Origin of the sequence: Rhodococcus sp. LW-XY12 (assembly GCF_019317345.1) — a bacterium.
In the GTDB taxonomy this organism is placed as follows: Bacteria; Actinomycetota; Actinomycetes; order Mycobacteriales; family Mycobacteriaceae; genus Rhodococcus; species Rhodococcus pyridinivorans.
Genome location: NZ_CP079225.1, coordinates 2,260,092 through 2,279,101, shown reverse-complemented (window position 1 = coordinate 2,279,101; position 19,010 = coordinate 2,260,092). Strand labels below are relative to the sequence as shown.

Genomic DNA, 19,010 nt, shown 5'->3' with positions numbered 1-19,010 from the left:
CGCCCGGATGCGTGAGCGGGCCCGGCGGGAAGACTCCCACCGGGCCCGCTCACGGTGCCTCGTGTCGTCGCTCACCCGAGAAGGGTGACGAACTCAGGACTCGTCCGAGCCCTGGTCCTGCGACTCCTGCGCCGGCCGGGCGAGGGTGGCAGCGGCTGCTGCACGCACCTGGTCGGCGACAGTGACGATCTGACCGAGCACCCCGTTGACGAAGGCCGGCGAATCGTCGGTGGACAGCTGCTTCGCCAGCTCGACCGCCTCGTCGACGGCCACCACGGGCGGCACGTCGGTCGCGTGGAAGAGCTCCCACACCGCGATGCGCAGGATCGCGCGGTCGACGGCGGGAAGACGGTCCAGCGTCCATTCGTGCAGGTGATCGGCGATCACCCGGTCGGTCTCGTCGAGGTTGTCGGCGACACCGCGGATGATGGTCTGCGCGTATGCCGGCACCGGCGCGACCTGATCGTCGTCGATCGCGAGTTCGACGCGATCGGCAGCGAGGTCGACGGGGTGCACGTCGCGGGCCTCCGCCTCGAAGAGCAGGTCCACGGCGCGCTTGCGGGCCTTGTGGCGGGCCCCGAGCTTCTTCTGGTTACCGGACACTCAGGAATTCACTCGCCCGAGGTAGCTGCCGTCGCGGGAATCGACTTTGAGCTTGTCGCCGGTGTTGATGAACAGCGGGACCTGGATCTCGGCGCCGGTCTCGAGGGTCGCGGGCTTGGTGCCGCCGGTGGAGCGGTCGCCCTGCAGGCCCGGATCGGTGTGCTGGACGACGAGTTCGACCGTGACCGGGAGCTCGACGAACAGCGGGACGTCCTCGTGCGTGGCGACCTGCACGGGCATGTTCTCGAGGAGGAAGTTGGCGCTGTCGCCGAGCAGCTCGGGCGAGATGGTGATCTGGTCGTAGGTCTCGCCGTCCATGAAGACGTAGTCGGTGCCGTCGTTGTAGAGGTAGGTCATGTCGCGGCGATCGACGGTGGCGGTCTCGACCTTGACACCGGCATTCCAGGTCTTGTCGACGGTCTTGCCCGACGTCACATTCTTGAGCTTCGTGCGCACGAAAGCGGGGCCCTTGCCCGGCTTGACGTGCTGGAACTCGATGATCTGCCAGAGCTGTCCGTCGATTTTCAGAACGAGGCCGTTCTTGAAGTCACTGGTATCAGCCACTTGGTTCGTGTCTCCTAGGGTCGAGGAACCGCCCTCAAACGACGGTCAATGTCTTGTCGGTGAGCGTGAGCAACTCCGGAGTATGCTCCCGCACCACGAGCGTGTCTTCGATCCGCACGCCTCCGCGCCCCGAGAAGTACACACCCGGCTCGACGGTCACCGCCGCACCGGCGACAAGTGTACCGGTCGCCGCGGCGCCGATTCCGGGCGCTTCGTGGATCTCGAGGCCGACTCCGTGGCCGAGCCCGTGCAGGAACAGGTCGGCGTAGCCGGCCTCGGCGATCACGGTGCGCGCGGCGGCGTCCACCGCGGCGCAGTCGACACCGGGCGCGAGCGCTTCGCGTCCGGCCTGCTGCGCGCGCAGGACCAGCTCGTACAGGTCGCGCTGCCAGTCCGCGACACGGCTCAGCACGTAGGTGCGCGTCATGTCGGAGTGGTAGCCGCCGATCTGCGCCCCGAAGTCGAGCTTCACGAAGTGGCCCTCCGCGAGGATCGCGCCGGTCGGGCGATGGTGCGGGATCGCCGAATTGGCGCCGGCGGCGACGATCGTCTCGAAGGAGATGCCGTCGGCGCCGTGCTCGAACATGCGCCATTCGAGGTCGCGGGCGACCTCCTTCTCGGTTCGACCCGGACGCAGACCGCCCGCCGCGATGAGGTCCGCCAGTGCGCGATCGGCCGCACCGCATGCCTCGCGCAACAGACCGATCTCATGTTCGTCCTTCACGGCCCGCAGGTGTTCGACGAGCCCGGGAGCGGGAACGAAGCGGACGGACACGCCGAGCTCGCCCCACCGCGACCGTTCGTCGACCGTGACGACGTGACTCTCGAATCCCAAACGCGCAGAACCTGTTCCGAACTCGGTGACGAGGTGAGCGGCCGACGACCGGGCGATCACGGCCCGCAGGTCGGGGACCTGCTCCCCCACCTGCGTGACGTAGCGGCCGTCGGTGCAGATGACGGTGCGCGTCTCGTTCTCGTCGTCCTCGGTGGAGACGATCAGCGCCGCGTTGGATCCCGTGAAGCCCGTGAGGTAGCGGATACCGGTCAGATCGGTCACCAGCAGCGCATCGAGTTCGCGTTCGGCGAGCAGCGCACGCAGCGCTCGACGGCGGGAGGCGTGGTCGGCAGACATATCGCTCAACCTACCGCGATCACGGCTGTGGGACGGGACACACTGTCGGCTTCGCCACCCGTTACGCTGAGGTACATGAAACCCTGGTTGCTCCGCGGACTCGGGCTCGCCCTGGTCCACGTGGTCGTGCGCGTCCTGCTCGGTGCCGCTCTCATCCAGTGGCCGTTGCAGGGATCGGTACTGCGCTGGCTGGGCTTCGCCGTGGTGGTCGTCGCAGCGTTCGTCTGGGCCGGTCTCGACGGCATCCGCGACCACCGCGCCCATCCCGACGCCGACGAGGGCGACGACCTGACGATGCGCTGGCTCGCCGCCGGTGCGGTCACCGGCCTGGTCGGCGGGGTCCTCACCTGGCTCGTCGACACCGTCACCCCGATGCCGGTGGGTGTGACGTCCCTGTTCTTCGAGATCACCTCCGGTGCCGCGTTCACCGTGCTTCTGGTATTCCTGCCGGCGATGGCGGCGGTGACGCTGGGCCGGTTCTTCGCGCGCCGGAACGAGCGCAAGGCCGCCCGCGACGACGACTGGTCCGTCCACCGCGAGCACCACGCGCCCGCAGGCGTCGGAGCGGCCGCGTCGGCGGGTTCGGCGTCCGCGAATTCCGCGCAGCAGGCCGATCCCGCCTGGCGCAGCGACGACTCGCCCACCGAGGTGTTCCCGAGGATCGATCCGAAACAGTGAGACCCGAGTAGCGAAACCACAGCAGTGAGACCACCCGCCCCCGCACATCGGGGGCGGGTGCTCAGTTCTCCGGGTTGTGACGGTCAGTAGAGGTAGCCGACCTCGAGGAGCCGACCATGACCGACACCACCGAGACACTCGACCTGACTCCCGCGACCCGCCGCATGGAGCGCATCCTGACGGGAATCGACGACGCACAGTTGTCGGGGCCCACACCGTGTTCCGAGACCTCCGTCGGTGCACTCGTCGACCACGTGCTGGGCCTGTCGCTTGCGTTCACGGCCGCGGCCCGCAAGGACATCGGCCTGTACACCGACACTCCCCCGCAACTCACGAGCGAACTGACGCCGGACTGGCGGCGTCTCGTTCCCGACCGGCTCGGCGACCTCCGCGGAGCGTGGAGCGATCGCGAGGCCTGGGAGGGCATGACGCGCGCAGGCGGCCTCGACCTGCCCGCGCCGGTCGCCGAACTCGTCACGCTCGACGAACTCGTCGTACACGGCTGGGATCTCGCCGTGGCCACGGGACAGCAGTACTCCTGCGAGCCCGACGAGATCGCCGCGTGTACCGCATTCGCGGAGAGCATCACCGACGAGGAACGCGTCGCCGACGGGGGCGGACTGTTCGGTCCGGCCGTACGGGTGGGCGACGACGCCCCGCCGCTGGAACGCCTGATCGGACTCACCGGGCGCGACCCGTCGTGGAGACCGCCCGCATAGAACCAGGCGGTCGACCAGGCGGCGGTCAGAGCAGTACGGTTCCCGCGTCGGCCTTGCCCTGGCGCGCGACCTCGGAGTAGGCCGCCGCGAGCAGGGTCGGGTCGGGTCCTTCGAGCCTGCCGGGCTTCGCGAGCCCGTCGAGGACGACGAACCGGAGCATGCCGGCGCGGTTCTTCTTGTCGGTCTGCATGCCCTTGAGCAGGTCGGCGAAGGCATCGGGATCGTAGGTGGTGGGCAGGCCCACGGATTCGAGGATCGCGCGGTGCCGGTCGGCGGTGGCGTCGTCGAGACGCCCTGCAAGCCGGCCGAGTTCGGCGGCGAAGACCAGGCCCACCGATACGGCGGCGCCGTGCCGCCAGCGGTACCGCTCGCGGCGCTCGATGGCGTGGCCGAGGGTGTGGCCGTAGTTGAGGATCTCGCGCAGGCTCGACTCCTTGAGGTCGGCCGCGACCACCTTCGCCTTGACCTCGACCGATCGACGGATCAGCTCGGGCAGCACCGTCCCGGCGGGATCGAGCGCGGCCTCGGGGTTCTCCTCGATCAGGTCGAGGATCACCGGATCGGCGATGAAGCCGGTCTTGATCACCTCGGCGAGTCCGGCCACGATCTCGTTGCGCGGCACCGTCTCGAGGGTCGCAAGGTCGACGAAGACCGCCGAGGGCTCGTGGAACGAACCGACGAGGTTCTTGCCCGCCTCGGTGTTGATGCCGGTCTTGCCGCCCACCGCGGCGTCGACCATCGCCAGCAGGGTGGTGGGGATGTGGTAGACCCGCACGCCGCGCATCCACGTCGCGGCCACGAAGCCTGCGAGGTCGGTGGCGGCACCGCCGCCGAGGCTGATGACGGCGTCCGAACGGGTCAGGCCGATGCGGCCGAGCACCTCCCAGCAGAATCCGGCGACGGCCAGTTCCTTGCCGTCCTCGGCGTCGGGGATCTCGATGCGGTGGGCGTCGATGCCGGTCTCGGCGAGCGCCTCCCGCACGGCCTCGGCCGTCGCGGTGAGCGTCGGCTGGTGGAAGATCGCGACGGTCCGCGTGCCGGACAGTTCTTCGACGACGTCGCCGAGCAGTCCCCGGCCGATGATCACCGGATAAGGCTGGGCGGTCTCGACGTCGATGCGTACCGGTTCGGTCACGGTGTGGGGCTCCGATCCTCGCTGATGGTCTGGCTGGTCGCGGCGTCCGCCGCTTCGAGTTTGGCGAGCACCTGCTGGACGACCCGCCCGGGGCTGCGGCCGTCGGTGCGCACCCGGATGGTCGCCGTCTGGCGGTACAGCGGGCGGCGGCGACGCATGAGGTCGCGGTATTTCTGGGCCGGATCACCGCCGGCCAGCAACGGCCTGGTCCCGGCGGCGCCGACCGCGCCGGTGCGACGCAGTCCTTCCGCCACGCTGATCTCGAGATAGACGACGGTGTGTCCGGCCAGTCGCGCGCGGGTGCGCTCCGAGAGGATCGCTCCCCCGCCCAGGGACACCACACCGTCGTGGGTGTCGAGGGCGCGCGCGACCACCTCTTCCTCGGTCTCCCGGAAGGCCGGTTCGCCGTCCTGGGAGAAGATGTCGGGGATGGTCCGGCCGGTCACACGCTCGATCTCGGCGTCGGTGTCGAGCAACGGCAGCTCGAGCGCGTTCGCGACCCGACGACCGATCGTCGACTTGCCCGCTCCCGGCGGGCCGATGAGTACCAGGCGAGGCGACATGAGATCACCGCGGCGGCCGCGCCGCGATGCCCTTCAGGTAGTGGTCGATGTTGCTCACGGTCTCGGCGAGCGAGTCGCCGCCGAACTTCTCGAGGGCGGCCTGCGCGACGACGAGGGCGACCATCGCCTCGGCGACGACACCCGCCGCGGGCACCGCGCACACGTCGGAACGCTGGTGGATCGCGACGGCCTCGTCGCCGGTGGTCATGTCGACCGTCGACAGGGCGCGCGGCACGGTCGAGATCGGCTTCATCGCCGCCCGCACGCGCAGGGCCTCACCGTTGGTCATGCCGCCTTCGATGCCACCGGCGCGGTTGCTCGAGCGGAGCACACCGTCGAGGCCGGGCTTCATCTCGTCGTGGGCGGCGCTGCCGCGGCGACGCGCGGTCTCGAAGCCGTCGCCGACCTCGACACCCTTGATGGCCTGGATCCCCATGAGGGCCGCGGCCAGTCGCGCGTCGAGGCGATCGGCACCGCTGACGAACGAACCGAGGCCCACGGGCAGCCCGTGCACCACGACCTCGACGATTCCGCCGAGGGTGTCGCCGTCGCGCTTGGCGGCCTCGATCTCGGCGATCATGGAGTCCTCGGCGGCCTTGTCGTAGGCACGCACTGGGCTCGCGTCGATCGCGGCGAGATCGTCGGCACCGGGTTCGGGGCCGACATAGGGATCGGATGCGCCGATGGAGATGACATGCGAGACGACCTCGGCGCCGAACGCCTGGCGCAGGAAGTTCCGGGCAACCGTGCCGGCCGCCACGCGTGCTGCGGTCTCCCGGGCGCTGGCGCGCTCGAGGACGGGACGCGCGTCGTCGAAGCCGTACTTGAGCATGCCCGCGAAGTCGGCGTGGCCGGGGCGGGGACGGGTCAGCGGCGCGTTGCGCGCCTGACCTTCGAGCAGTTCGGCATCGACCGGGTCGGCGGCCATGATGGTTTCCCACTTGGGCCATTCGGTGTTGCCGATCTCGATCGCGATCGGGCCGCCCAGGGTGCGTCCGTGCCGGACGCCACCGATCACGGTGACCTTATCGGCCTCGAACTTCATGCGTGCGCCGCGGCCGTAGCCCAGTCGCCGTCGCGCGAGTTGCTCCGAGATGTCGTTCGACGTCACCTCGACTCCGGCGACCATCCCCTCGAGCATCGCGACGAGAGCGGGACCATGGGATTCTCCAGCAGTTATCCAACGCAGCACAGGTCCATCCTTCCATGTTCGTCCGCCGACTCGACATGCCGCCCCTGGTCAACCCGTCGAGATCACCGCCAGCGCCGCGGCGGCGCACATCGACGGTCCGTGCGGAAGCACGCGCGGAGCGGCACGCACACCCCCGCGGCGGGCCTCCCGGAGCCGCAGAAACAGGGCCGCACCTGCGGTGAGGACGGATGGGAGCAGTGCACCGAGGAGCACCGCCGAGGGGCCGGCGAGTCCGGTGACGGCACCGAGCCCGAGGGCGAGTTTGACGTCGCCCGCACCCACCGACCGCGGTACCGCGAGGTGGGTGATCAACAACGGTGCCGCGAGCAGAAGTGCACCGGCGAACGCCGCCCGGCCGTGCCCCGTCGCCGCGGCCACGCCGAGGATCGTGCCCGCTCCCCCGAGCGTCAGCACGTTCGGCAGACGCCGCACGAGCAGGTCCACGGTGCTCAGGCACACGCACCACCATCCGAACATCGCTGCTCCGACGACCGCGGCGCCCGTGGTGATCGAGACCGCGACGAGTGCGGCTGCCGCGCATGCCGCCTCGCACGAACCCGGGGGCGGCCGACGACCGGCCGTTCTTTCCGCCACCACGCGCACGATCGCTCCCACGCCCACGCCGAGGACCACCATCGCGAGCCCACCCACCGTCTCCCCTGCCACGACCCGGAGCATCCCCCATCCGCACACGTCGGCAGGGTGTTCGCGCGGTGTCCGGCCCGGTCCTGTGGACAGGCGCACCTCCTGTGGACAAAGCCGCACGGTGCGGCGATCGTCCTGCGAGGATTGCCGGAGTCTGTCGGTTCCGGTCGGAAGGTTCTGGTCGAATGGAGATTTCGTCGCTGCTCGAACACGTGGGCACGGCCATCGACGTCGTCGGAGTCGGCGTCATGGTGATCGGCGCAGTGGCGGCGACGTGGATCGCGGCAACCGCGCGGCGGCGCGGGCCGGGTTCGGAGATCTACGAGCCGTACCGGCGCAATCTCGGCCGGTCGATCCTGCTCGGCCTCGAATTCCTGGTCGCCGCCGACATCATCAAGACCGTCGCCGTCACGCCGACCTTCACGTCGGTGGGTGTGCTGGCGGTCATCGTGCTCATCCGTACCTTCCTGAGTTGGTCGCTGCAGCTGGAGATCGACGGCCGGTGGCCGTGGCAGCGTTCGGTTCCCGAGGCCGAGACGACGACCGGCACGACACCGGCTACCTGAGCGCGTCCCGCAGGTCGTCGCGGCGACGCAGGAGATGTGCGCGTTCGACCGCGTTCTCCGTGCGCGCCGCGGCGGTGGTGTACGCCTCGCTCGCCTCGGTGATCCGGCCGAGGCGGGCGAGCAGGTCGGCCCGGACGGCGTGGAAGACGTGGTACCGCTCGAGCTCGAGGCGGTCGACGATCCCGAGAGCCGCTGCGGGACCCTCCACTTCGGCGAGTGCGACGGCCCGGTGCAACGCGACGACCGGTGTGGGATCCGCGGCCATCAGCAGGTCGTAGAGCGCGACGATCTGCGCCCAATCGGTGTCCTCGAAGGTGGGCGCGTCGGCGTGCACCGCGGCGATCGCGGCCTGGATCTGGTAGGGCCCCGGCCTGTTCCAGCGCAGGGTGCGCCGCACGAGCGCCTGTCCTTCGTCGATCAGCGCGCGGTCCCACCGCGAGCGGTCCTGGTCTGCGAGCAGGACGAGTTCGCCGCCGCGCCCTGTCCGCGCGGCGCGTCGGGATTCGCCGAGGAGCATCAGGGCGAGAAGTCCCGTGGTCTCGGGATCGTCGGGAACGAGCCCTGCCAGCAAGCGGGCCAGCCGCGCCGCCTCCGAACACAGGTCCGTGTCGGCGAGTTCGGGTCCGGTGCTCGCCGTGTGGCCCTCCGTGTACACGAGATAGAGCACGGACCGCACCGCGTCGAGGCGTTCGGGAAACTCGTCCGGGGACGGGATGCGGAACGGGATGCGCGCGTCGCGGATCTTTCGTTTGGCGCGGGAGATCCGTTGCCCCATCGTCGTTTCCGGCACGAGGAAGGCCCGGGAGATCTGCGTGGTGGTGAGTCCGCCGAGCAGCCGCAGTGTCAGCGCGACCCGCGACGCAGGCGCGAGCGCCGGGTGACAACAGGTGAAGATCAGACGGAGGCGGTCGTCGGGGATCTCGGGCGAGACGACCGCTCCGGGGTCGAACGCGTCGTCGGATGTCGGGTGGAGCAGGTCCGCCTCGGCGTGCTTGACCGGACGTGCGGCCTCCCGTCGTGCCCTGTCGATCGCCCGGCGACGGGCGGTGGTGATGATCCACCCGGCCGGGCTCGGTGGGATACCTTCCCCGGGCCATCGTTCGACGGCGGTCGAGAAGGCGTCCTGCACCGCGTCCTCGGCGGCGTCGATGTCGCCGAGGACGCGGGTGAGCACGGCGACCGCCCTGCCGTATTCCTCACGGAAGGCACGTGCGATGTCGGCGGTGGACGGCCCGGTCATCGAGCTTCGCACGTCATCCGGCGCAGGATCCGAACGCCAGGGGCCGCACCTCGATGGGCAGTGTGGTGGCGTCGGCGAGACCGCGCGCCCACTTCAGCGCCTCGTCGAGGTCGGGCACGTCGATGACGTCGAAGCCACCGAGATGCTCCTTGCCCTCGATGTACGGACCGTCGGTCGTCGCCGTGCACCCCTCGTCCGTGCGCACGACCGTCGCCGTATCCGGAGGGTGAAGGCCGCCGGAGAACACCCAGACCCCTGCCTCCCGGATCTCGTTCTGCCACGCCGCGACCTTCTTCATGATCGGTTCGAGGAACTCCGGTGACGGCGGTTCACCGTCGGGCTGGTAGATGCTCAGCAGGTACTGCGCCATGGCGGGGTCCTTCCCCTCGGCGGCCGGCGGCTCCGGCCTCTCACCCTCTATACGAACGGTAGGGCGCCGATTCGACACCTGCGCGGAGAAATCCGCTGCCCACCCGCTCAGGCATCGCAGGTGGACAGCGGACGGTGTCGGGTGCGGCCTACTGCGCGACGAGTTCGACGATGGTGGCGTTGGCCTGGCCACCGCCCTCGCACATCGTCTGCAGGCCGTACCGGAGGTTAGTGCGGCGCATGTGGAAGATCATGTCGGTGAGGATGCGGGCACCGGAACCCCCGAGCGGGTGACCGAGAGCGATCGCACCACCGTTGGGGTTGAGCTTGTCCTCGGGTGCGCCGATCTCCCTCTGCCACGCCATGGGCACCGGAGCGAACGCCTCGTCGACCTCGAAGACGCCGATGTCCTGGTGGGGCCGCGCCCCGTCGGACCGGGTTCTCAGGCCGGGTGCGGAGAGTTCGGGTCGAGCCCGACGGCGTGCGCCATCTCCGCACGCGGGGCGGGCAGACCCGTGAACTGCTCGACCTGCCCGAAGGCCTGGTTCAACAGCATGTGCAGACCGCTGACGACGCGGACACCACGCGCCTCGGCCGCTGCCGCGAGCGGCGTGGGCCAGGGGTCGTAGATCGCGTCGAGGATGCACGGGGCGTGTGCGAGAGCTTCTGTGTACGGCGCTACCGCGGGTGCGGGCACGGTGCTCACGAGCGCACCGGCCTCGGCGCAGACCCGGGCGAGTTCGGGTGCGTCGAACGACAACCATCGGGCCTCGATGTCGTCGTCGAGACAATCGAACGTCGCGCGGGCCTTCTCCTCGGACCGCGCGACCACGCTCACCGAGCGCACACCGAGGTCGGTGAGCCCGACGAGCGCCGGTCGCGCGGTGCCACCCGAGCCCACGACGACCGCCGGCGCGTCGGACAGATCGCCGACACCGGCCGAGCGCAGCGCTCCGGACACGCCGTCGACGTCGGTGCAGTCGGCACGCCATCCGTTCTCGATGCGGACGAGGGTGTTCGCCGATCCGATCCTCACGGCCCGCTCGGTGCGTTCGCTGGCGAACTCGAGTGCCGCGAACTTACCGGGCATCGTGACGGACAGGCCGACCCATTCCTCACCGAGCGAGGACACGAGTCCCGGCAGTTGTTCACCGGTGCATTCGATGCGTTCGTAGGTCCACTCGGTCAGCCCGAGTGCCCGGTACGCCGCGAGATGCAACAGGGGCGACTTGGAGTGCGCGATGGGTTTCCCGAGGACCGCGGCCCTCCGGACACCCTCGTTCCGATCAGCGGCCACTGTCGAGGATCCCGCTCGCGAGTGCCAGTTCGGTGTTCTGCAGGTGCTCCTCGTAGGAGTTCGCGAAGAGCGTGGTGCCCTTGTCGTCGATCGTCACGAAGTAGATCCATTCCCCCGGTTCGGGGTTCTCCATCGCCTGCAGCGCGCCGATGCTCGGTGACGAGATGGGCGTCGCCGGCAGACCCACCATGGCGTAGGTGTTCCAGGGGGTCACCCGCGCGCGGTCGGCGTCGGTGGTCGCGAGTTCGGTCTCGTCGAGCTCGTAGTTGACGGTCGAGTCGAACTGGAGCATCTGGTCGATCTCGAGGCGGTTGAGGATCACCCGTGCGACCTTCGCGAAATCCTGTGGCAGGGCCTCGCGTTCGACGAGCGATGCGGAGATGAGCATCTCGTACGGGGTCAGGCCGACGCGCGCGGCCGCGTCGGTGATCCCCGTCGCGTCGTAGCTGGCAGCACTTTCCGACACGAGACGAGCCAGGATCTCGACGGGTTCGGCCGTCGGATCGAAATCCCAGCTGCCCGCGGCGATGAGGCCTTCGAGCTGCCGCCTGCGGTCGGGCACGTTCGCCACCGCGTCGCGCGCCCATTCCGGAACGCCGAGTGCCTGCAGGTCCGGGGTGGCACCGGCCGCGTCGAGTTCCTCGTAGGTGACGCAGTTCTCGGCGGCCGGATCGCCGTGGCAGCTCGCCTCGGCGATGAGCGTGTAGATGCCCTTGCGGACGGCACCGGTGTTGACGTCGCGGATGTCGTGGAGCTGACGTCCCTCGGAGATCACGAGCGCACCGACCCGGCTGGCCGGGTCGACGAGGGCCGCGACGGCGTCGACAGCCGGGATGTTGGTGGCCACCTGGTAGAAGCCTGGTTGCAGCGAATTCATCCCCGAGTTCTGCACGGCCGCTTCGTAGAAGGCGGCGGAACTCGCGACGACACCCTTGTCGACGAACTCGCTGCCGATCTCCCCGGCGGTCTCGCCCAGGTTGACCTGGACGACGACGGCGGGCCCGGGAGGTCCGGTGAAGTCCGGCGGAAGGTTCGTGCCGAGGAACCGGTCGTAGGCGAGATAACCGCCGCCCACGACGACGAGCAGGAGCACCGCGGCGGCGAGCGCGCCCACGACACGTCCGCGCTTCCTGCGCCCGCTCGCCTTCGGATCACGGCGTGCGGCGCGTTCCGAACCACCGACCGCGACGGGGACCGCACGCTGCTCGGCGGTGACCTCCTCCGCTGCGACCGCGTCGTCGGCGGGATCGTCGTCCCGGTAGATATCCCGGCTCGCGTCGCGTGCGGCGTAGGAGTATCCGCCCGGGTACTCTTCGTCGAGATGTCCCCCGTCGGGGTGATCGGCCGGAGCGTGTCCGCGATCGGCGCCGATGGACCCCTCGTACTCGTACCCGGATCCTGCGTAGCCCCCGTCGCCGTAGCCCTGCTCGGCATAGCCCTGCTCGCCGTAACCCTGTTCGGCGTGACCGGGCGGCGGGCCATCGAATACACCCGGCTCGAAGTTCAGGACCGTGGTCTCGTGATCGTCGGGATCGGGTCGACGGGCCTCCGGGTGCCCACTCGGGACGCCCTCGTATCCACCACCGCCGTACGGATCACAGCCGTGGGAGTCGTTGCCGTACGGGTCGTGCCCGTATGCATCGTGACCTCGAGGGTCGGATGCGTACGGATCGTCGTACCGGTAACGCGGGTCTGATCGATACGGATTCTCGGATCCGGTGCGATCCACTGGAGGTTCCGTGTACCCACCGGCGTAGGGATCCGCGAACAGATCCTGCCGTGCGTTCTCCGAATGGTCGTCGTGTCGTCCGTGCCGGCTCACCGGCTGTCCCCCGCGTCACGCCCCGACTCGTTCACTACCGAACTCCGCTCGTCCAACCAACCCTGCAAGATGGCCACGGCGGCGGCCTGGTCGATGACCGGCCGCGCACCTCGCGCACTCACCCCGCTCTCGCGGAGGGCGCGCGCCGCAGTGACCGTCGTGAAACGTTCGTCGGCCAGGCGCACGGGAACGTCGGGTAAGGCACGGCGAAGTCGACGCGCGAAGTCGCTCGCCAGTTTCGCAGCCTTGCCGGGCTCACCGCGCAGTGTCTGCGGCAGCCCGACGATAACCTCAACAGCCTCGTATTCCCTAACGATCTCGACGATGCGCCGGATATCGGGTGCGTCGGGTCCGCGTTCCTTGGACCGCGGCACCGTCTCGACCGGGGTGGCGAGGATCCCGTCGGGGTCGCTGGAGGCGACCCCGATCCGGACGCTCCCGACGTCGACTGCGATGCGGCGACCACGGCCGGGATCGTCCACTCCGGGACGATCGGGGCGCAGCGGTTCGGCCACGCTCAGCCGGCCAGCTCGCTCAGACGGGCACGGAAAGCATCGAGTGCGGCCGGGATACCGGCCGGATCCGCCCCTGCGCCCTGAGCCATGTCGGGCTTGCCGCCCCCGCGACCACCGATCGCGGGACCGAAGCTCGCGACGAGGTCGCCTGCCTTGATGCCCTTCTCCTGCGCAGCCTTGGTGGTGGCCACGACGAAGGGCACCTTGCCGCCGGCGTTGCCGAGCAGCAGCACCACGGCGGGCTCGGTGCCGAGCCGGCCACGGACGTCGGATGCGAGTGTGCGCAGGTCGTTGCCGGCGACATCCTCCGGGGCGGCCTCGGCCACGACGAGCACGTCACCGACGCGCTGCGCCTTGCTCGCGTACGTTCCGGCTGCGGCGGCGACGTTCGCGGCGCGGGTCTTCTCGAGTTCCTTCTCGGCGGTCTTGAGCCGATCGAGCAGGGCCTCGACACGTCCGGGCACCTCCTCGGAGGGAACCCTCAGGGTCGAGGACAGGCCCGCGAGCAGCGCGCGTTCCTTCGCCAGGTGGCGGTACGAGTCGAGACCGACGTACGCCTCGACGCGGCGGATGCCGGAACCGACGGACTGCTCACCGAGGAGCGTGACGGTGCCGACGTGCGAGGAGTGCTGCACATGCGTGCCGCCGCACAGCTCCATCGAGAACGGGCCGCCGATCTCGACGACGCGGACCTCGTCGCCGTAGTTCTCGCCGAACAGGGCCATCGCGCCCATCTTCTTTGCCTTGTCGAGGTCGGTGACGAAGGTGTTGACGGGATAGTTCGCCGCGACGGCCTCGTTGGTGACGGCCTCGATGTCCTGCTTCTGCTGCTCGGACAGGGCGCCGGGCCACGAGAAGTCGAAGCGCAGGTAGCCGGGCTTGTTGAGCGAACCGGCCTGCACGGCGTTGGGGCCGAGCACCTCGCGCAGCGCGGCGTGGACCAGGTGGGTGCCGGAGTGGCCCTGGGTGGCGCCCTTGCGCCACTCGGGATCGACCTGCACGAGGACGGCGTCGCCTTCGACGACCTGGCCCTCGAGCACCGTGACCTTGTGGGTCCACAGTTGCTTGGCGATCTTCTGGACGTCGTCGACCTTGATCTTCAGGCCCGGGCCGGTGATGCTGCCGATGTCGGCGATCTGGCCGCCGGACTCCGCGTAGAGGGGGCTGCGATCGAGGATCAGCTCGACCTGCTGGCCCGCGCCCGCCGCGTGCAGGCGCTCGCCACCGGTGATGACGGCGAGCACGTGCGCCTCGGTCACCAGCTCGCTGAAACCGGTGAACTCGGTGGGACCGCGGTCGAGGAGTTCCTTGTAGACGGTCAGGTCGGCGTGGGCGTGCTTGCGGGCCCGGGCGTCGTCCTTGGCGCGCTGGCGCTGCTCGGCCATGAGCGATCGGAAGCCCTCCTCGTCGACGGTCAGGCCCGCCTCGGCCGCCATCTCGAGGGTGAGGTCGATCGGGAACCCGTAGGTGTCGTGGAGGGTGAACGCCTCCGTGCCACCGAGCACATTCCTACCCTGCGACTTCACGGTCTCTACAGCGCCTTCGAACAGCTTGCTGCCGGTACCGAGGGTCTTGAGGAACGCCGTCTCCTCGCCCACCGCGACGGTCTCGATGCGCGAGAAGTCGGTGTCGAGTTCGGGATAGGACGGGGCCATGGTGTCGCGCACGACCGCCATGAACTCGCGCATGGTGGGCTTGTCGGCGCCGAGCAGACGCGCCGAGCGCACGATGCGGCGGAGCAGGCGGCGCAGCACGTAGCCGCGGCCGTCGTTGCCCGGGTTGACGCCGTCGACGATGAGCATCGCCGCGGTGCGGGCGTGGTCGGCGATGACGCGGAAGCGCACGTCGTCGTCGTGCTTCGCGCCGTAGACGGCGCCGGTGAGTTCGGCGGCCTTGTCGATCACGGGGCGCAGCAGGTCGGTCTCGTAGACGTTCTCGACGCCCTGGAGCAGGAAGGCGACGCGTTCGACACCCATGCCGGTGTCGATGTTCTTCTTCGGCAGCGGGCCGAGGATCGGGTAGTCGTCCTTGGCACCACCCTCACCGCGCTCGTTCTCCATGAACACGAGATTCCAGATCTCGATGTAGCGGTCCTCGTCGGCCTCGGGGCCGCCTTCGACGCCGTAGGCGGGTCCGCGGTCGTAGAAGATCTCGGAGCACGGACCGCACGGCCCGGGGATGCCCATCGACCAGTAGTTGTCCTTCATGCCGCGACGCTGGATGCGTTCCTCGGGAACGCCGACCTTGTCGCGCCAGATCGAGAACGCTTCGTCGTCGTCGAGATAGACCGTCGCCCACAGCTTCTCGGGGTCGATTCCGTAGCCGCCGTCCTCGACGGATCCGGTGAGCAGCGACCACGCGAAGGTGATGGCCTCTTCCTTGAAGTAGTCGCCGAAGGAGAAGTTGCCGGCCATCTGGAAGAAGGTGTTGTGGCGGGTGGTCTTGCCGACCTCCTCGATGTCGAGAGTGCGCACACACTTCTGCACCGACGTGGCGCGGGTGTAGGGCGGGGTCTGCTGCCCGAGGAAGTAGGGCACGAACGGGACCATGCCGGCGTTGACGAACAGCAGGTTGGGATCGGCGAGGATCAGCGACGCGCTGGGCACCTCGGTGTGTCCCGCCTTCACGAAGTGATCGAGAAAGCGCCTGCGGATCTCGTGGGTCTGCACGTCGATGGTCCTTTGTGGTCTGGCGATGGTGTGAACTTCCCGGGACGGGCGGTCGACCCTGTCGATCGGCCGTTCTTCAGCTTATCGCGCCGCCGAAAGCGGCCGCGGTACGGCGCCGTGAGTACTCGGCGGAGGCGTCACCGCTCACCGCGCACAATGCGGCGCAGCTTGGGCAGGCGGGCCGACAGCTCCCGTTCCACACCGCGACCGGTCGGCTCGTAGTAGTCGACGCCGACCAACTCGTCCGGGGCGTACTGCTGCGCGAGCACGCCGTCGGGGTGCGCGTGCGGGAACTTGTAGCCGATCGCGTTGCCGAGCTTCTGCGCGCCCTGATAGTGACCGTCGCGCAGGTGGGCGGGCACCGGACCGGCCCTGCCCGCCTTCACGTCGGCGATCGCGGCGCCGAGCGCGGCGGTCACCGAACCCGACTTGGGGGCGGTGGCGATATGGATGGTGGCCTGGGCGAGCGCGAGCTGGGCTTCGGGCATCCCGACCTGCTGCACGACCTGCGCTGCGGCGACCGCCGTCTGCAGGGCGGTGGGATCGGCCATGCCCACCTCCTCGCTGGCCTGGATCATCAGGCGGCGGGCGATGAAGCGCGGGTCCTCCCCCGCGACGATCATCCGGGCCAGATAGTGCAGGGCCGCGTCGACGTCGGAGCCGCGCAGCGACTTGATGAAGGCGCTCGCGACGTCGAAGTGCTGGTCGCCGTCGCGGTCGTAGCGCACGGCGGCCTCGTCGATGCTCGACTCCACGGTCGCGAGGTCGATGACGGCCGCGTCGCCACCGGAGACGGCGAGCGCGGTGTCGGCGGAGGCCTCGAGCGCCGTGAGGGCACGGCGGGCGTCGCCCCCGGCGAGCCGGACGAGGTGGTCGAGAGCATCGTCGTCGATCTCGACCGCACCCGCGAGTCCACGGACGTCGGTGCGCGCACGTTCGAGCAGTGCCCGAATGTCGTCGGGCCCGAGCGGCTGCAACTGCAGCACGAGCGAGCGCGACAGCAGCGGGGCGACCACGGAGAACGACGGGTTCTCGGTCGTCGCCGCGACCAGCAGCACGATGCGGTTCTCGACCGCGGCGAGCAGCGCGTCCTGCTGGGTCTTCGAGAAGCGGTGGACCTCGTCGATGAACAGCACGGTCTGTTCGCCGTGGGTGAGGCGCCGGCGTGCCAGGTCGATGACGGCACGCACGTCCTTGACGCCCGCCGACAGGGCGGACAGCGCTTCGAACCGGCGTCCGGTGGCTCCGGAGATCAGCGAGGCCAGGGTCGTCTTCCCGGTACCGGGCGGACCGTAGAGCACGACGGAGGCCGCACCCGATCCCTCGACGAGCCGCCGCAGCGGTGCTCCCGGTTCGAGCAGGTGTTGTTGCCCGACCACCTCGTCGAGACTCGCCGGTCGCATGCGCGCAGCGAGGGGCGCGTTCGCGCCGCCGGCCGCGACGGGTTGCCGGCGGACCTGCGGTTCGTCCTCGGGTTCCGGTTCGCGTGGCGCCTCGAACAGGGCGTCCGGTTCGGCAGACGGGTCGTTCGCCCCGAAAAGATCACTCACGCATCCGACGCTACAAGCTCGCGCCGACGCCCGGTCGACGGCGGTGTTCGTCGTTCGCGTGGACGGATGACCGACCGTGTGGTCGGATCTTGGTCGTGGCCACGACACCGTCCGCCGAACATGTGTCCCGTCGCGCCGTGCTCCGGTCGTCGATCCTCGCCGCAGGTGCGGCGGCCTTCGCCTCGACCACTCAGCACGCGCAGGCATCCCCCGCCGTCTTCGCGCACGGCGTCGCGTCGGGAGATCCGTTGCCCGACGCGGTGATCCTGTGGACGCGGGTGACACCCTCGCCGGAGGCGACACCCGGCTCGGGTGCGGGACCGGACGTCCCGGTCACCTGGGAGCTCGCCCACAGCAGCAGCTTCGACGCGGTGGTCGCGAGCGGGACGGTGACGGCGAGTTCCGTCTCCGACCACACGGTCAAGGTCGACGCCCGCGGGCTCGCACCGGACACGACCTACTTCTATCGCTTCCGCGTCGGCGGAACCGTCTCCCCGACCGGCAGGACGTCCACCGCGCCTTCGCACGACGCTGCGGTCGCACGCCTGCGCTTCGGGGTCGTCTCCTGCGCCGACTGGGAGGGCGGCTTCTTCTCCTCCTACCGCCACCTCGCCGCACGCGACGATCTCGACGCCGTGGTGCACCTCGGCGACTATCTGTACGAATACGCGGCGGGGAAGTTCCCCGTCGCCGGTGGGCGGGGCGTCCGGACGCACGAGCCCGCCCACGAGATCGTGAGTCTCGCCGACTACCGCATCCGGCACGCGCAGTACAAGACCGATCCGAACCTGCAGGCGCTGCACGCGAAGGTGCCGTGGATCGTGATCTGGGACGACCACGAGGCGGCGAACGACGCCTGGGCGGGTGGGGCGGAGAACCACGATCCGCTCGTCGAGGGCGACTGGGCCTCTCGCAAGGCCGCGTCGGTGCAGGCCTACGACGAGTGGATGCCGGTGCGTCCGAACGGCGGACGGCTCTACCGGCGCCTGCGGTACGGACGGCTCGCCGAACTGTCGATGCTGGATCTGCGGAGCTACCGTTCCCAGCAGGTCCTCGCAGTCGGACGGCAGGTCGACGATCCGGGGCGCACGATGACCGGCCGGGACCAGATGGAATGGCTCACCGCCGGGCTGGCGACCTCCCCCACACGATGGCAGTTGATCGGCAATTCGGTGATGTTCTCGCCGATCGTGTTACCACCGCTCGATCCGCGGACCACCGGAGCACTGACCGAACTCGTCGGAGTGCCGGCCGGCGGACTGCCCTTCAACACCGATCAGTGGGACGGCTACACCGCCGACCGTCGACGGTTGATGGACACCATCACGGCGGCGGGACTGCGCAACGTCGTCTTCCTCACGGGCGACATCCACACCTCCTGGGCGATGGACGTCCCGATGGACGCTGCCGACTATCCGGGTGCGGGCACCGTCGCCACGGAGTTCGTGGTTCCGTCGGTGACGTCGGCGAACATCGACGAGTTGCTCGGTGTGCCTCCGCGGAGCCTGTCGCCCGCGCTGGAGGCGACGGCGACCGCGGCCAACCGGCACGTGCGGTTCGTCGAACTCGATTCGCACGGTTACGGGGTGCTCGACGTGACTCCCGAGGCGACGCAGATGGAGTGGTTCTTCATCGGCGACCGCACGGATCCGAACACGGACGCGCGCCGCGCCGCGGGATACCGGGTGGCCGACGGCGCGACGAGGATCGAACCCGCCGCTCCGCTGGTGTAGACGCCGGTCGGCACCTGG

18 protein-coding genes and 1 pseudogene are annotated in these 19,010 nt (G+C 69.7%); 4 read left to right on the top strand and 15 right to left on the bottom strand.

The window, feature by feature from the left end; genetic code table 11:
- Positions 1–93 precede the first annotated feature (93 nt).
- From nusB to KXC42_RS10745, 3 genes are read right to left on the bottom strand one after another with little or no spacing between them, the layout of a single operon-like run.
- Complete coding sequence (gene nusB, locus KXC42_RS10755) at positions 94–603, bottom strand: transcription antitermination factor NusB (RefSeq protein ID WP_219130313.1); 510 nt, start codon at positions 601–603, stop codon at positions 94–96.
- Positions 604–1,167 (bottom strand): elongation factor P, encoded by a 564-nt coding sequence (gene efp / locus KXC42_RS10750; RefSeq protein ID WP_006551441.1) that lies wholly within the window; start codon positions 1,165–1,167, stop codon positions 604–606.
- Positions 1,168–1,201: 34 nt separating this feature from the next.
- On the bottom strand, positions 1,202–2,299 hold the full coding sequence (locus KXC42_RS10745) for a Xaa-Pro peptidase family protein (protein WP_219130312.1): 1,098 nt from the start codon (positions 2,297–2,299) through the stop codon (positions 1,202–1,204).
- Positions 2,300–2,374: 75 nt separating this feature from the next.
- Between KXC42_RS10745 and KXC42_RS10740 the strand changes: the two genes are divergently transcribed.
- Together KXC42_RS10740 and KXC42_RS10735 are read left to right on the top strand one after the other, a co-directional pair.
- Positions 2,375–2,977, top strand: coding sequence for a B-4DMT family transporter (locus KXC42_RS10740; RefSeq protein ID WP_219130311.1), 603 nt, complete (start codon positions 2,375–2,377; stop codon positions 2,975–2,977).
- Positions 2,978–3,093: 116 nt separating this feature from the next.
- Entirely contained in the window at positions 3,094–3,696 is a 603-nt protein-coding gene (locus KXC42_RS10735; RefSeq protein ID WP_219130310.1) for a TIGR03086 family metal-binding protein, read from the top strand.
- Positions 3,697–3,721: 25 nt separating this feature from the next.
- Here KXC42_RS10735 and aroB read toward each other — a convergent pair whose 3' ends face one another.
- The 4 genes from aroB to KXC42_RS10715 are packed head-to-tail and all read right to left on the bottom strand — an operon-like array spanning position 3,722 to position 7,264.
- Entirely contained in the window at positions 3,722–4,831 is a 1,110-nt protein-coding gene (gene aroB / locus KXC42_RS10730) for a 3-dehydroquinate synthase (RefSeq protein WP_060653214.1), read from the bottom strand.
- A complete protein-coding gene (locus tag KXC42_RS10725) occupies positions 4,828–5,394 on the bottom strand; it encodes a shikimate kinase (protein WP_219130309.1) in 567 nt (188 codons plus the stop codon). The genes aroB and KXC42_RS10725 overlap by 4 nt, the downstream gene beginning before the upstream one ends.
- 4 nt (positions 5,395–5,398) lie before the next feature.
- Entirely contained in the window at positions 5,399–6,586 is a 1,188-nt protein-coding gene (gene aroC, locus KXC42_RS10720) for a chorismate synthase (protein ID WP_200360041.1), read from the bottom strand.
- A 48-nt stretch (positions 6,587–6,634) separates the two neighbouring features.
- Positions 6,635–7,264, bottom strand: coding sequence for an A24 family peptidase (locus KXC42_RS10715; RefSeq protein ID WP_219130465.1), 630 nt, complete (start codon positions 7,262–7,264; stop codon positions 6,635–6,637).
- A 152-nt stretch (positions 7,265–7,416) separates the two neighbouring features.
- Here KXC42_RS10715 and KXC42_RS10710 point away from each other — a divergent pair, with 152 nt between their 5' ends.
- Positions 7,417–7,797, top strand: a complete 381-nt coding sequence (locus KXC42_RS10710) for a DUF1622 domain-containing protein (protein WP_060653210.1) — start codon at positions 7,417–7,419, stop codon at positions 7,795–7,797.
- Here the strand turns inward: KXC42_RS10710 and KXC42_RS10705 are convergent.
- The 8 genes and pseudogenes from KXC42_RS10705 to KXC42_RS10670 all read right to left on the bottom strand — a co-directional run bounded on the left by KXC42_RS10705 (position 7,790) and on the right by KXC42_RS10670 (position 17,259).
- Entirely contained in the window at positions 7,790–9,037 is a 1,248-nt protein-coding gene (locus tag KXC42_RS10705; protein ID WP_219130308.1) for an RNA polymerase sigma factor, read from the bottom strand. The two genes, KXC42_RS10710 and KXC42_RS10705, sit on opposite strands and share 8 nt — an antisense overlap.
- 13 nt (positions 9,038–9,050) lie before the next feature.
- Positions 9,051–9,407 carry a YciI family protein gene (locus KXC42_RS10700; protein WP_219130307.1) on the bottom strand — a complete coding sequence of 119 codons (357 nt, stop codon included), beginning with the start codon at positions 9,405–9,407 and terminating at the stop codon, positions 9,051–9,053.
- Between the two features lie 148 nt (positions 9,408–9,555).
- Positions 9,556–9,816, bottom strand: a pseudogene (locus tag KXC42_RS10695) (acetyl-CoA C-acetyltransferase); the annotation flags it as partial.
- Positions 9,817–9,848: 32 nt separating this feature from the next.
- Positions 9,849–10,703 (bottom strand): shikimate dehydrogenase, encoded by an 855-nt coding sequence (locus tag KXC42_RS10690; RefSeq protein ID WP_094980535.1) that lies wholly within the window; start codon positions 10,701–10,703, stop codon positions 9,849–9,851.
- Positions 10,693–12,525: an endolytic transglycosylase MltG gene (gene mltG, locus KXC42_RS10685; protein WP_219130306.1), complete on the bottom strand. Its 1,833-nt coding sequence runs from the start codon at positions 12,523–12,525 to the stop codon at positions 10,693–10,695. The genes KXC42_RS10690 and mltG overlap by 11 nt, the downstream gene beginning before the upstream one ends.
- Positions 12,522–13,040 carry a Holliday junction resolvase RuvX gene (ruvX, locus tag KXC42_RS10680; RefSeq protein ID WP_006551427.1) on the bottom strand — a complete coding sequence of 173 codons (519 nt, stop codon included), beginning with the start codon at positions 13,038–13,040 and terminating at the stop codon, positions 12,522–12,524. The genes mltG and ruvX overlap by 4 nt, the downstream gene beginning before the upstream one ends.
- Positions 13,041–13,042: 2 nt before the next feature.
- Positions 13,043–15,709, bottom strand: a complete 2,667-nt coding sequence (gene alaS / locus KXC42_RS10675) for an alanine--tRNA ligase (protein WP_219130305.1) — start codon at positions 15,707–15,709, stop codon at positions 13,043–13,045.
- A gap of 137 nt (positions 15,710–15,846) precedes the next feature.
- Positions 15,847–17,259 (bottom strand): replication-associated recombination protein A, encoded by a 1,413-nt coding sequence (locus KXC42_RS10670; protein WP_219130304.1) that lies wholly within the window; start codon positions 17,257–17,259, stop codon positions 15,847–15,849.
- 95 nt (positions 17,260–17,354) lie between these two features.
- On the opposite strand from KXC42_RS10670, the gene KXC42_RS10665 reads away from it, so the two are divergent.
- Complete coding sequence (locus KXC42_RS10665; RefSeq protein ID WP_219130303.1) at positions 17,355–18,992, top strand: alkaline phosphatase; 1,638 nt, start codon at positions 17,355–17,357, stop codon at positions 18,990–18,992.
- Positions 18,993–19,010 lie beyond the last annotated feature (18 nt).

Coding starts and splice junctions, on each gene's coding strand:
- KXC42_RS10745 (WP_219130312.1), bottom strand. CDS start 2,299: ATGTCTGCCGACCACGCCTCCCGCCGTCGAGCGCTGCGTGCGCTGCTC.
- KXC42_RS10740 (WP_219130311.1), top strand. CDS start 2,375: ATGAAACCCTGGTTGCTCCGCGGACTCGGGCTCGCCCTGGTCCACGTG.
- KXC42_RS10735 (WP_219130310.1), top strand. CDS start 3,094: ATGACCGACACCACCGAGACACTCGACCTGACTCCCGCGACCCGCCGC.
- KXC42_RS10725 (WP_219130309.1), bottom strand. CDS start 5,394: ATGTCGCCTCGCCTGGTACTCATCGGCCCGCCGGGAGCGGGCAAGTCG.
- KXC42_RS10715 (WP_219130465.1), bottom strand. CDS start 7,264: ATGCTCCGGGTCGTGGCAGGGGAGACGGTGGGTGGGCTCGCGATGGTG.
- KXC42_RS10710 (WP_060653210.1), top strand. CDS start 7,417: ATGGAGATTTCGTCGCTGCTCGAACACGTGGGCACGGCCATCGACGTC.
- KXC42_RS10705 (WP_219130308.1), bottom strand. CDS start 9,037: ATGACCGGGCCGTCCACCGCCGACATCGCACGTGCCTTCCGTGAGGAA.
- KXC42_RS10700 (WP_219130307.1), bottom strand. CDS start 9,407: ATGGCGCAGTACCTGCTGAGCATCTACCAGCCCGACGGTGAACCGCCG.